The 12647-nt window shown below is 74.5% G+C and carries 9 protein-coding genes; 4 read left to right on the top strand and 5 right to left on the bottom strand.

Translation table 11 applies throughout. The annotated features are described in order from the left end of the window. Window positions 1-465, top strand: a 465-nt coding sequence (locus ACFWFR_RS11765; protein ID WP_377623089.1) for an ABC transporter permease subunit, incomplete at its 5' end; no start/stop codon positions are given. A gap of 163 nt (window positions 466-628) precedes the next feature. Here the strand turns inward: ACFWFR_RS11765 and ACFWFR_RS11760 are convergent. The 4 genes from ACFWFR_RS11760 to ACFWFR_RS11745 form a co-directional block, all read right to left on the bottom strand. Beyond that, complete coding sequence (locus tag ACFWFR_RS11760; RefSeq protein ID WP_377623088.1) at window positions 629-1162, bottom strand: regulatory protein RecX; 534 nt, start codon at window positions 1160-1162, stop codon at window positions 629-631. A 365-nt stretch (window positions 1163-1527) separates the two neighbouring features. Beyond that, window positions 1528-2616: a recombinase RecA gene (recA, locus tag ACFWFR_RS11755; protein ID WP_191803944.1), complete on the bottom strand. Its 1089-nt coding sequence runs from the start codon at window positions 2614-2616 to the stop codon at window positions 1528-1530. Between the two features lie 267 nt (window positions 2617-2883). Further along, a complete protein-coding gene (locus ACFWFR_RS11750) occupies window positions 2884-3750 on the bottom strand; it encodes an MBL fold metallo-hydrolase (RefSeq protein ID WP_377623087.1) in 867 nt (288 codons plus the stop codon). Continuing rightward, on the bottom strand, window positions 3747-5951 hold the full coding sequence (locus ACFWFR_RS11745; protein WP_377623086.1) for an alkaline phosphatase family protein: 2205 nt from the start codon (window positions 5949-5951) through the stop codon (window positions 3747-3749). The genes ACFWFR_RS11750 and ACFWFR_RS11745 overlap by 4 nt, the downstream gene beginning before the upstream one ends. A 190-nt stretch (window positions 5952-6141) precedes the next feature. Here ACFWFR_RS11745 and ACFWFR_RS11740 point away from each other — a divergent pair, with 190 nt between their 5' ends. Further along, complete coding sequence (locus ACFWFR_RS11740; RefSeq protein ID WP_377623085.1) at window positions 6142-6399, top strand: hypothetical protein; 258 nt, start codon at window positions 6142-6144, stop codon at window positions 6397-6399. Between the two features lie 82 nt (window positions 6400-6481). Here the strand turns inward: ACFWFR_RS11740 and ACFWFR_RS11735 are convergent, their stop codons facing one another. Next, the gene (locus ACFWFR_RS11735; protein ID WP_191803935.1) at window positions 6482-6715 is read right to left on the bottom strand and encodes a DUF3046 domain-containing protein; all 234 of its coding nucleotides are present in this window, start codon (window positions 6713-6715) and stop codon (window positions 6482-6484) included. A gap of 88 nt (window positions 6716-6803) precedes the next feature. Here ACFWFR_RS11735 and ACFWFR_RS11730 point away from each other — a divergent pair, with 88 nt between their 5' ends. Both ACFWFR_RS11730 and ACFWFR_RS11725 read left to right on the top strand, forming a co-directional pair. Next, a complete protein-coding gene (locus tag ACFWFR_RS11730) occupies window positions 6804-11867 on the top strand; it encodes a DEAD/DEAH box helicase (protein ID WP_377623084.1) in 5064 nt (1687 codons plus the stop codon). A gap of 18 nt (window positions 11868-11885) precedes the next feature. Further along, window positions 11886-12647: DNA-formamidopyrimidine glycosylase family protein (locus ACFWFR_RS11725; RefSeq protein ID WP_377623083.1), on the top strand; the 762-nt coding region annotated here is incomplete at its 3' end.

Below are 12647 nucleotides of genomic sequence, written 5' to 3'. Positions count from 1 at the left end.
CTGTACAACGGGTCGGTGGTCGCCGAGCTGGTCCGCTCGGGGGTCTACGGGCTGCCCAAGGGTCAGCACGAGGCCGCGCTGGCCGTGGGTCTCACGCGCGGTCAGTCGCTCCGGTCGGTCGAGGTGCCCCAGGCGCTCATCGCGATGCTCCCGGCGCTGGTCTCCCAGCTCGTCGTGGTCCTCAAGGACACCGCGCTCGGCTACATCATCACGTACACCGAGCTCCTCCAGGAGTCGCGTCGCCTGGGTTCCGCCTACGGCAACATCCTGCAGTCGCTGCTGGTCGCGGCGATCCTGTTCATCACGATCAACTACGTGCTCTCGAAGGTCGCCGAGATCCTGGCGCGGCGGCTGCGGGGTCGGACAGCGGGCCCGGTCCGTGCGGCGACTCCCGGTCTCGCGGTCGGGGCACGCGGGGCAGCTCCGGTGGGCACGGCCCCGGCCGCGCCGCCTGCACCGAAGTGACCGGCACGTAGGTGCTCAGCACGAGGCAGCCGTCCTGGTCGTCACGGACCGGGACGGCTGCGTCGCGTCAGGAGCACGCCGCATCGGCGCGGACGTCGGGACGAACCGCGAGCGCTCGTCGGCCTCCGCGGACGGTGTGCGGGGTCGACGGCGACGCTCGTCCTCAGAGGTCGTCGAACCCGCCGTAGGGCTCGTCGTCCGCCTCGTCACCCTCACGCGCCAGCTCTTCGCGGACCAGGCTGAGCGCGAGCCCCGGGCTGTACCCCTTGCGGGCGAGCATCCCGACGACGCGCCGGATACGCACCTCGCGGTCGAGGCCCGTCGTCCTGGCCAGGCGTCGGCGGACGAGGTCGCGGGCCGCGTCGTTCTCGTCGTCGTCGTCGACCTGGTCGAGTGCGCCCGTCGCGGTCTCGTCGTCGATGCCCTTGCGTCGCAGCTCCTGCGCGATGGCCCGACGGGACAGTCCCCTCTCGCCGTGGCGGGTACGGACGATCATCCCGGCGTACTCGGCGTCGTCGATCAGTCCGACCTCCTCGAAGCGTTCGAGGAGGGGTTCGAGGACCTCGGGTGGGTATCCCTTGCGAGTCATGGCGTCCATGAGCTGACGTCGGCTCTTGGGTGCGGCCGTGAGCGTCCGGAGGATCGCCTCACGGGCGTGCTCGGTGAGCTCGGCTCCTGCCAGGGCACCCGACTCCACACGGTCGGCGATCGTGGGGCGCGGCTTGCGTTCCTTGCGTTCGCCAGAGTACTCACGGCGCCGGGTCGAGCCAGATCCTCGGCTCGAGGAGCGCTCCCCGAACCCGCTCCTGCCGAAGCTGCTGCTCTTGCCACCGGACCGGCCTCCACCGAGCCCGGACGCACCGAGTCCGGACGTCCCTCGGACCGGCTTACCGCGGCTCGGTGTACTGCCTGCGCGTACCGCGGGCTCCGCCCGGTCCGGGGCGTCCCCCGTGGCGTCGGAGACGTCCCCCGCCGCGCCGGGGGCACCGATGGGCGCGTCCCCCTCCCGACCGGGAAGGGGACGCGCCCAGTCGGGCATCCGGTCCAGCGGGTCGTCGATGATCAGAGGACGGCCTTCTTGCCCTTACCGGCCGGGGCCGCTGCAGGGACGACCGGCGCACCGGCGGCCACCTCGTCCGCAGGGGCATCAAGCGTGGCCCCGATGCCGAGCTTCTCCTTGATGCGCTTCTCGAGCTCGTTGGCGAGGTCCGGGTTGTCACGCAGGAAGCCGCGCGCGTTCTCCTTGCCCTGGCCCAGCTGGTCGCCACCGTAGGTGAACCACGACCCGGACTTGCGCACGAAGCCGTGCTCGACGCCCATGTCGATGAGCCCGCCCTCGCGCGAGATGCCGACGCCGTACAGGATGTCGAACTCGGCCTGCTTGAAGGGCGGGGCCATCTTGTTCTTGACCACCTTGACGCGCGTACGGTTGCCGACCGCGTCGGTTCCCTCCTTGAGGGTCTCGATGCGGCGGATGTCCATGCGGATCGAGGCGTAGAACTTCAGGGCCTTGCCGCCGGTCGTCGTCTCGGGGGACCCGAACATGACACCGATCTTCTCGCGGAGCTGGTTGATGAAGATCGCAGTGGTGCCGGACTGGCTCAGGGCGCCCGTGAGCTTGCGCAGCGCCTGGGACATGAGGCGCGCCTGGAGACCGACGTGGCTGTCACCCATCTCGCCCTCGATCTCGGCCTTGGGAACGAGGGCCGCGACCGAGTCGATGACGATGATGTCGATGGCACCCGAGCGGATCAGCATGTCCGTGATCTCCAGAGCCTGCTCCCCCGTGTCCGGCTGCGAGACGAGCAGCGCGTCGGTGTCCACGCCCAGCTTCTTCGCGTACTCGGGGTCCAGGGCGTGCTCGGCGTCGATGAACGCCGCGATGCCACCCGCTCGCTGGGCGCTGGCCACGGCGTGGAGCGCGACGGTCGTCTTTCCGCTGGACTCGGGGCCGTAGATCTCCACGACACGACCGCGCGGGAGACCGCCGATGCCGAGTGCGATGTCCAGGGCGATGGACCCCGTGGGGATGACCTCGACCGGCGCGCGGCCCTCGTCACCGAGGCGCATCACCGATCCCTTGCCGAAGTTGCGGTCGATCTGTGCGAGGGCGGCTTCGAGCGCCTTCTCGCGGTCTGCGGGTGCGGGCATGTCGGTCACCTTTGCGTGCGGGGCACGGAACCGTGCCGAAGTATGTTCGAGGCCGAGGACCTCGGGAAGCCTGTGTCGTGTCCCGACGGTACGTGCCGCCACTGACACTCGTCGTCCCCCCCTGCCCTGCCTGTGGACGACGGGCGGTCGGCTCGTGCTGTGCACAACTCTACCCGAACACCTGTTCGAGAGAAGGTCCCGCACGGCGTGTCGTCGAGCACGCCGACGCGTGGGAAGCGACCGGCACGGGCAGCGCGCCCGAGCGCCTCAGCCCTCCCACGACTCGCCCGGCCGCAGCACGACGGCCCGGGTCTCGGGCGCCCACCGGCGCACCGCGGCCGCGAACGCCTCCCCGGCATGGTCCATCCATCCGCGCGGCAGGTTCTGCCCGCCCGGCGCGTGCAGCGTCCCCCAGTGGACCGGGATCGCGACCCGCACCCCGACCGCCGCGCACACGCGCGCCGCCTCGGCCGGCCCCAGGTGCCCGCCCGACAGTCGCGGCCCCCAGCCCGCCACGGGCACCAGGGCGACGTCGACCGGGCCGCCCGCGAGCGCCGGCAGGTGCACCATGCCGGGGTAGGCCTCGGTGTCGCCGAGCGCCCAGAGCGTCCAGCCGTCCGACTGGACGAGGTGCCCCACCGCGGCGTTGGGCCGGTGCGGCATGGGCCGGTGCCCGTGCACCGCGGGGGTGAGGTGGACGCGGACGTGCGCTCCGACGTCGTGCCAGGAGCCGTGCTCCTCCGCCGACCCGGGGACCCGCGGACGACCCGGCACGGGGCCCGCGAGCGGTCGCTCGTCGCGCTCGGGCCCCGCGCCGAGCCCCACCCCGTCGAGCCCCTTCGAGCGCAGCCAGCGCGCGTTCGCGGGCGCCGTGAGGACGGGCACGTCCCCCAGCAGCCGCAGCGACCCCAGCTCGGCGTGGTCGTGGTGCAGGTGCGAGAGCAGGACCGCGTCGGCACCCCGCCAGACCTCGGCGGGCCGCACGCCGCGCCTGCGCAGCAGGCCCGCGTGCCGCTTCAGCAGGGGGTCGGTGACGATCCGCACACGGCCGTCGGGCGTGGCGACGTCGAGCACCGTGCTCGAGTGCCCGAGCCACGTGACCCGCAGCCCGGGGGCCGTCCGGTCGCCGGTCATCGCCTCACCCCCAGCTCCTCGAGCCAGCGCACGAGCTCACGGTGCACGGACTCGGCTCCCACCAGCATGCGCGCACCGCCCACGTCCTCGCGCGCCCCGTCCGACACCCGCAGGCTCGCGGGGTGCAGCAGGATCGCCTCGTTCTGCGCACCGCCCAGCCCGCCGTGCGAGCCCACGAGCCCCTCGAACGCGTGGACCAGCCCCGCGTCGTCGACGCTCGAGACCAGGAGGAGGTCGCCCGCGTGCTCGAGCGAGGCCGCCCGCAGGAGGTCGGGCGCGGCGCGCGGTCCGTGCGCCGCGAGCGGGTCCTCGCCGTGGACCAGACCCGAGACCAGGTGACGGCTGCCCGCCGGGCCGTACGCGACGACGTCGGGCACCTCGCCCTGCGCGGGCCTGCTCTCCTGCACGACGACGACCCCCACGGCCGGGTTCGCGACCAGGCCCGGCAGGAGCGCGGGCCACCGCGCCCGGATCTCGTCACCCACGAGCCGCGCCGGGGAGCGCGGGAACCACACGAGGCCGAGGTTCCCCGAGCCGACGACGGCGACCTCGGGCAGCTCGCCCGTGTCCGTCGTCGCGCTGTCGCGGTCCGGTCCGACCAGCACGCGCCCACCCTGCGCGCCCTTCCCGTCGCGCTCCCCCGGGCCGCTCCGCGCTCCCCTGTCGCGTCCGAGCGCGTTGAGCGCGGTGTTGACCGCTCCCCACGCCTCGGAGTCCGCAGCCGAGGCCGAGCGCACCCCGGACGCCCGACGGCGACGCTCGCCCGGGGAGGGCCGGACCGCCATGAGCCGGCGCACCTCGTCGAGGAACGGACGACCCACGACCTGCTCGAACGTCGCGCCGAGGGACTGTCCGTGGTCGGAGAGCACCACGACCTCGTAGCGACGGGGCGCCGCCGCGGCGACCTGCTCGAGCAGCCCGACCACCCGGTCCAGGCCCTCGAGCGCCCGCATCGCCTCGGGGCGCAGCGGGCCCGCGTGGTGCGCGATCTCGTCGTAGTCGACGAGGTCCACGAAGACCACGGGTGCCCCGCGCACGAGCTGTTCGGCGACGAGCGAGGTGTTGAGGTCACGCAGGACGACGTTCGAGACGGCCCGCAGGACCGGGTAGGCGCCCAGGCGCGACACGCGGGGCTCGACGTCGCGGACGGCCTGCTGCCACCCCTGGTAGAGCTCCTTGAAGAACTCGCCCACCGTGCCCACGAGCGCCCGGACCAGCACGAACGGGCTCGAGAAGAAGTGGACGAACACCTGCCCCGGCCCCAGCCCTGCGCGGGCCCTGCTCATGACGAGCAGGTTCGTCTCCGCGTCTCCCGAGAACATCGTCGAGACCGCGACCCCTCCGCCCGCGAGCAGCCCGCGGCCGTCGCTCATCGAGGCCTCGACCCGGGCCGCGTCGGCCGGATGGTTGGTCACCACGAGTCGTCCTTGCTCCCGGTCCCACCACCGGAAGGCAGGCACGTGCTCGCTCGTGCCGTGCAGGAGCCCGGCCTGGCTCGCGGGAGTGGTCGACGGGACGCGCGCCCACCACGTCTCGAGGTCGTGCGTGCCCTCACTGATCCAGCGCGCGAGGTTCGGCGCCAGACCCGCCTGGACGGCGTGGTCGAACGTCGAGCGAGCGACACCGTCGAGCTGGACGACCAGGAGGCCCGCGGGACGTGACCCGGGAGTGGTGGTCGGTGAGCTGTCCGACGGGCCGGACGCGCCGGGCAGGCCGGCAGCGGTGCCCTCCGCACCGCCCGACGACGATCGCGCGGCCCGGCGGGCGGCCGTGCGCTGCGCCCGGCGGGCACGGCGCAGCAGGTTGTCGATCACGTACTCGTTGTCGCTCGCACCGATCGCCCAGCGACCGATCGCCATGAAGAACGCCGCCAGGACGAGCACCGCCACGACGCTGCCCCAGTCGTCGGTCTCGAAGCCCGGCAGGTACGTGAGCGCGAGCCACGCCACGAGCACCTGGCCCGCGAGCCCCGAGACCAGGGCCCCGACGACTCCCGCACGCCCGGCGACCACTCGCCACAGGGGCCGCAGCACCGCGTCGCCGACACCCACGACGAACGCCGCGAGGAAGACCGACCACCACGACGTGATCCGCACACCCGGCACGATCCAGATCGCGAGCCCCAGCCCGGCGGTCGTCGACACCAGCGACCAGAGGGCTCCCGTCAGGTCGTGCACGGAGAACGGGAGCCGATGCCACATGGGTGCCATGATGCCGCGTGCGCAGGACGGGCGCCCGTCCGGCCCCTCGAGCGTGGACGAGCCACGGCATGTCGCGACGAGAGGCGGCGGAGCCGTGACGCGGGCGCGGTACGTTGGTCGGCCCGGACCGGCGGGCCAGGACGCACCGTCCCGACCGCCCGACGACGCGACGCCCACCAGGGAGACCGGCATGACGCACGACGCACCGAAGCCTCTGTCCCCCGTCGACCCCGACGCCTACCGCGCTGACGGCGAAGGCCCCTCGGGCTTCTGGTCCTCGGTCGTCGCTCCCACGCTCTGCGGGGCCGTGGTCCTCGCGGCCCTCGTGCTGCTCGACGTCCCGGCACCGTCCTTCTGGGTGGTCGCGCTCGGGACCTTCGGGGTCGTCGCGACGATCGACATCGTCGCGACCGTCCGGAACCGCCGGGCCCGCAGACGCGCGTCCTGACCTGTCTTCCCAGCGAGCACCTAGCGCGCGGGCGGCGCCTGCCGGTTCGCGGCCGCACACCCGCCCACCCCGCAGCGAGCACCTAGCGCGCGGGCGGCGCCTGGCGGTTCGCGTCCTTGCCCCACCGCTGCGCGTCCGGCAGCTCCATCGCGTCGCACAGCGCGTGCCACACGTACCGCGGCTCGACGCCGTCCTCGAGCGCCTGGACCGCGGTGCGGTCGTCCAGGGCGTTGAGCACCTGGTCCCGGGTCAGGGCGCGACCGTAGGCCGATCCGAAGACCTCGTCCACCAGCTGCCAGAACTCTCGATACCGCACGGGGACAGCCTGCCACGTCTCGGCGGCCCCGCCTGACGGGGTTCCACGGCGGGGAGCGGTTGTGGGTGGCAGCGCCCACAATGGCGAGGTGACGTCCCCCGACCCGCTCGCCGGCTTCAGCGCCCCGACCCGCGCATGGTTCGAGGGCGCGTTCGAGCGCCCCACGGCCGCGCAAGCGGGCGCCTGGGAGGCGATCGGCAGCGACCGGCACGCGCTGGTCGTGGCCCCGACGGGCTCGGGCAAGACCCTCGCGGCGTTCCTGTGGTCGCTCGACCGGCTGCTCACGCACCCCGACGAGCAGCCACCGGGTGGACCCGCGCCGGGGCAGGGCGACGACCGTGCGCAGCGCTGCAGGATCCTCTACGTCTCGCCCCTCAAGGCGCTGGCCGCGGACGTCGAGCGCAACCTGCGCTCGCCGCTCGCGGGCATCCGGCAGGCCGCCGTGCGGCTCGGCACCACGGTCCCGGACGTCGTGGTCGGCACCCGCACGGGGGACACTCCCGCGAGCGAGCGGCGGCGCTTCGGCGTCGCACCGCCGGACATCCTGATCACGACCCCCGAGTCGTTGTTCCTCGTCCTGACGTCGCAGGCGCGTGCGGGGCTGGCCGGTGTGCAGACCGTCATCATCGACGAGATCCATGCCGTGGCCGGGACCAAGCGCGGGGCGCACCTCGCGGTCTCGCTCGAGCGGCTCGACGCCCTGCTTCCCGTGCCCGCGCAGCGCGTGGGCCTGTCGGCGACGGTCCGCCCGGTCGAGGCCGTCGCGACCTTCCTCGCGGGGCACCGCCGGCCGGACGACCAGGGACGCGAGGTCGTCGTCGTGCAGCCTCCCTCGGAGAAGAAGATCGAGGTAGACATCGTCGTCCCCGTCCCGGACCTCTCCGACCTGCGCAGCGTGCCCGGGCCCGGCGGGAGCTCCGGGCCGGAGGGCCTCCCTGCCCTGCCCGACGGCGAGCCCGACCTCTCGGGTCCGGCCACCGGTCGACCTCCGCGTCCGTCGGTGTGGCCGCACGTCGAGGAGCGCGTCGTGGACCTCGTGGCCGAGCACCGCTCGACCCTGGTCTTCACCAACTCCCGGCGCGGCGCCGAACGGCTCACGGCCCGCATGAACGAGGTCTGGGCCGAGCGCCAGGGCGAGGACGTGCCGGACGTCGGGACGCTCCAGCCCGCCCAGGTCCTGGCCCAGTCGGGCGCGAGCGCGGGCACCGAGCCCGTGATAGCGCGGGCCCACCACGGCTCCATGAGCCGTGCCGAGCGCACCCGCACCGAGACCGAGCTCAAGGACGGGCGGCTGCCCGCGGTCGTCGCGACGTCCTCGCTCGAGCTCGGCATCGACATGGGCGCCGTGGACCTGGTGGTCCAGGTCGGGGCGCCGCCGTCGGTCGCGAGCGGGCTCCAGCGCATCGGGCGTGCGGGGCACCAGGTGGGCGCGGTGTCCCACGGCGTGGTGTTCCCCACCTTCCGGGGCGACCTGGTGCCCTCGGCCGTGATCGCGGACCGCATGCGCACCGGGCAGATCGAGCACCTGCACGTGCTGTCGAACCCGCTCGACGTCCTCGCGCAGCAGGTCGTCGCCATGGTCGCGCTCGACGACTGGACCGTCGCGGAGCTCGCGGCCCTCGTCCGACGCAGCGCACCGTACGGTGCCCTCGGCGACGCGACGCTGCACGCCGTGCTGGACATGCTCGCGGGCCGCTACCCCAGCGAGGACTTCGGCGAGCTGCGCGCACGGATCGTGTGGGACCGGACGACGGGCGTGCTCAGCGGGCGACCCGGAGCGCTCCGGCTCGCGGTCACGAGCGGCGGGACCATCCCGGACCGCGGCCTGTACGGGGTGTTCCTCGCCACGGACCCCTCCACGACGGCCGGACCCGAGGACACGGCGGGCGTGCTCGGCGACGCACCCGGGGGCGCCGCGACGGGAGCGCGGGCCCGGGGTGGTCGGCGGGTGGGCGAGCTCGACGAGGAGATGGTCTACGAGTCGCGCGTCGGCGACACGTTCACGCTCGGTTCGAGCACGTGGCGCATCGAGGACATCACCCCGGACCGTGTCCTGGTGACTCCCGCGCCGGGCGCCCCCGGACGCCTGCCGTTCTGGAAGGGCGACTCCCCCGGTCGCCCCGCCGAGCTCGGCCGGGCCGTGGGCGCCTGGGTGCGCGAGCTCGAGTCGCTCGCGGCGGCGGACGGCCCGCTCACCGAGCGCCTGCGCGACGCGGGGCTCGACGCCTGGGCGACCGACAACCTCGTCGCCTACCTCGCCGACCAGCGCGAGGCCACGGGTCGCGTCCCGGACGACCGGACGGTCGTCGTCGAGCGGTTCCGCGACGAGCTGGGCGACTGGCGCGTCGTCATCCACTCGCCCTACGGCGCCAAGGTCCACGCGCCGTGGGCGCTGGTCCTGGGCGCGAGGCTGCGCGACCGCTACGGGCTCGACGCCGCGGCCATGCACTCCGACGACGGGATCGTGCTGCGGCTCCCGGACCTGGGAGACGGCGGCTGGGGCGAGGAGCCCGGCGACGCGGCAGGGACCACCGGCTCGCCCGTCGTGACGGCCGAGGACCTGCTGCTCGCCCCCGAGGAGGTGCTCGACGAGGTCCGTGCCGAGCTCGGCGGCTCCATCATGTTCGCCGCACGCTTCCGCGAGGCGGCGGCCCGCGCCCTGCTGCTCCCCCGGCGCCGCCCCGACAAGCGTCAGCCGCTGTGGCAGCAGCGCCAGCGCTCGGCCCAGCTGCTCTCGGTCGCGAGCGAGTACCCCGAGTTCCCCATCGTCCTGGAGGCCGCGCGCGAGTGCCTCCAGGACGACTTCGACGTCGCGGCGCTGACCGAGCTCATGAGGGACCTGACGGCGGGCCGGGTCCGGCTGGTCGACGTCACGACCCCGACCCCGTCCCCCTTCGCCCAGTCCCTCCTGTTCGGGTACACGGCCCAGTTCCTGTACGACGGCGACGCGCCCCTCGCCGAGCGCCGCGCGGCCGCGCTCTCGCTCGACCCGACGCTCCTGGCCGAGCTCCTGGGCACCGAGGGCGGGGCCTCGCAGCTCGCGGACCTGCTGGACCCGGAGTCGGTCGAGCGGACCGAGGCCGAGCTCGGCGCCCTGGTCCAGAGCCGCCAGGCGCGGCACGCGGAGGACGCGTGGGACCTGCTGCGCAGGCTCGGGCCGCTCCCTGTCGCGGAGGTCGCGCGGCGCACGCGCGAGGAGGTGCGCGAGGAGGTGCCCGCATGGCTCACGGGCCTCGAAGGGGCGCGCCGGGTGATCCAGGTGCGTCTGGCCGGGGTGCCCGACGCCGTCGCGCAGCAGTGGGCCGTGGTCGAGGACGCCGGGCGGCTGCGGGACGCGCTGGGGGTCGCCCTGCCCACCGGCATCCCCGAGGTCTTCACCGAACCGGTCCCCGACCCGCTGGGCGACCTCGTGCGGCGCCACGCCCGCACCCACGGACCGTTCGGGGCGCACGAGGTCGCGGCGCGGTACGGGATCGGCGTGGCGGTCGCCACGGGCGAGCTGAGGAGGCTCGAGGCCGCACGGGTGCTGGTGTGCGGCCGCCTGCGCCCCGAGTCCCTCGGTGGGACGGGCGAGGAGTGGTGCGACGCCGAGGTGCTGCGGACGCTGCGGCGCCGGTCGCTCGCGGCGCTGCGGGCCGAGGTCGAGCCGGTCGCTCCCGAGGCCCTGGGGGTGTTCCTGCCGCGCTGGCACGGGATCGGTACGTTGCGGGGCACCGACGGGCTGCTGCGGGTCGTCGAGCAGCTCTCGGGGGCCGCGGTCCCGGCCTCGGCGCTCGAGACCCTGGTGCTGCCCTCCCGGGTGACCGACTACTCCCCCGCGCTGCTCGACGAGCTGACCACCACGGGCGAGGTCCTGTGGTGCGGGCACTCGTCGTTGCCCGGCGGCAAGGACGGGCTCGTGAGCCTCCACCTCGCCGACGCGGCCCCGCTGACGCTCCCCGACGTGACGCCCCTCGAGGAGGACGGCCCGCTCGACACCGACCTGCACCGGTCGGTCGTCGACCTGCTGACCGGCTCGGGCGGCTTCTTCCTGCCCCGCATCGCCGAGCTCGCGGAGGCCTCGCAGGCAGCGACCCTGGAGGTCCTGTGGGACCTGGTGTGGGCGGGCTGGGTCACCAACGACGGGCTCGGGGCCCTGCGCAGCCGGCTCGGTCCCGGGGGCGGCGCGCACCGCGCTCCACGCGCCCCGGTCCGTGCCCGCCCTCTGGCTCGCGGCCGCTTCGCCTCGCTCGGAGCAGGGTCGATGGCCGCCGCCCGCGGCGAGTCCGACCTGCGCGGCGGCTCGGGCAGATGGTCGGCTCTTCCCCTGCGCGAACCCGACCCCACCCGGCGCACGCACGCCCTGACGAGGGTCCTGCTGGACCGTCACGGTGTGCTGACCCGCGGAGCAGCCCCCTCCGAAGGCGTGACGAACTACTTCCGCGGCGTCTACCGCGTCCTGTCCGAGCTCGAGACCACGGGCACCGTCCGGCGCGGCTACTTCGTCGAGCACCTCGGAGGCTCGCAGTTCGCGCTGCCGGGGGCCGTCGACCAGCTCCGCACCGACGCCCAGGACCGCGAGCACGCCGCCGAGTCGGCGGGGCGCCGTGAGCTCTCGGCCCTGCTCCTGGCCGCGACCGACCCGGCCAACCCGTACGGCGCGGCCCTTCCCTGGCCCGAGCCCCGGGTACCGCACGAGCCGGGAGGCGGGGCGCCCGTCGGTCTCGGGGTGCGGAGCGGGTCGGCACCAGGAGGCCGTCCGGAGGTGCGCACGGCGGCGAGCGCGACCATGGGGGCCTCGACGGCCGTCGCGCTCGCACCGGGCACCGGGCCTGCCCGGAGCACGCCCCGCGCGACGCATCGACCCGGGCGCAAGGTGGGCTCCGTCGTCGTGCTCGCCGGCGGTGACCTGGTCCTGTACGTCGAGCGCGGTGGCCGCTCCCTCCTCTCGTTCGGCGACGACTCCGAGACCTCTGCGCGCCGCCTCGCGCTGGCGTGCGCCGAGCTCGCACGCGCCTCGCGCGCCGGGCTGCTCGGCAAGATGGTCATCGGACGGATCGACGGGATCGACGCCCTCGCCGGCGCGGGCAGCACCGCGTCGCGCGCGTTCGGGGTGACCGCCGCGCTCATGGAGGCGGGCTTCCGCCCCACCCCGCAAGGCCTGCGCGCATGACCGGTCGAGGAGCTCGCGATGCCCGAGGGTGACGTGGTCAAGGTGACGGCCGACCGCCTCGACGCAGCGCTGCGCGGGCGGGTCCTCGAACGTGCCGACCTACGGTGGCCGAGCGCGGGCGGGGTCGACCTCAGCGGTCGGACCGTCGTCGAGGTCAAGCCGTATGCCAAGCATCTCCTGACCCGCCTCGACGACGGGACGACCCTGCACACCCACCTGCGGATGGAGGGGCAGTGGCGCATCGCCCGCACAGGGACGGACGGAGCCGTCGCACGCAGCACGGACGTCCGGGCGGTCCTCGCGAACGAGGTGTGGACGTGCGTCGGCGAACGGCTCGGCATGCTCGACGTGGTCCGCACCCGTGACGAGCAGGTCCTGCTCGGGCACCTGGGTCCCGACGTCCTCGCGGACGACTTCCTCAGCGCCCCGGACTCCGGCGTCCTGCTCGCGCTCGCCCGCCTGCGCGACGCGGCAGCGACGGGTGGGTTCCCGGCGCAGGCGACCGCGGGCGGACCTCCCGCTCGCGTCGCCCGAGGGCTGCCTCTCGCCGACGCCCTGCTGGACCAGCGCGGGGTCGCCGGTCTCGGCACCATCTACACGGCCGAGAGCCTGTTCGCCCAGGGGATGTGGCCGTGGACCCAGGTGTCCGACGTCTCCGACCGCGACCTGGAGGCGCTCCTGCGGACCGCACGGGGCCAGATGCTCCGCAGCGTCGCAGAGGGCGTGGGAACCGTGCGGCGACACGTCCACGGCAGAGCACGACGGGCGTGCCACCGATGT

This window comes from Oerskovia sp. NPDC060287 (genome assembly GCF_042726775.1).
GTDB classification, from domain to species: domain Bacteria; phylum Actinomycetota; class Actinomycetes; order Actinomycetales; family Cellulomonadaceae; genus Oerskovia; species Oerskovia merdavium.
Note: the sequence above shows the minus strand (reverse complement) of the source record. Positions and strands in the feature narration are given on the sequence as shown.

Excerpts from the sequence above, each read along its gene's own strand:
- ACFWFR_RS11750 (WP_377623087.1), bottom strand. The coding sequence starts at position 3,750 with ATGACCGGCGACCGGACGGCCCCCGGGCTGCGGGTCACGTGGCTCGGG.
- ACFWFR_RS11740 (WP_377623085.1), top strand. The coding sequence starts at position 6,142 with ATGACGCACGACGCACCGAAGCCTCTGTCCCCCGTCGACCCCGACGCC.
- ACFWFR_RS11745 (WP_377623086.1), bottom strand. The coding sequence starts at position 5,951 with ATGTGGCATCGGCTCCCGTTCTCCGTGCACGACCTGACGGGAGCCCTC.
- recA (WP_191803944.1), bottom strand. The coding sequence starts at position 2,616 with ATGCCCGCACCCGCAGACCGCGAGAAGGCGCTCGAAGCCGCCCTCGCA.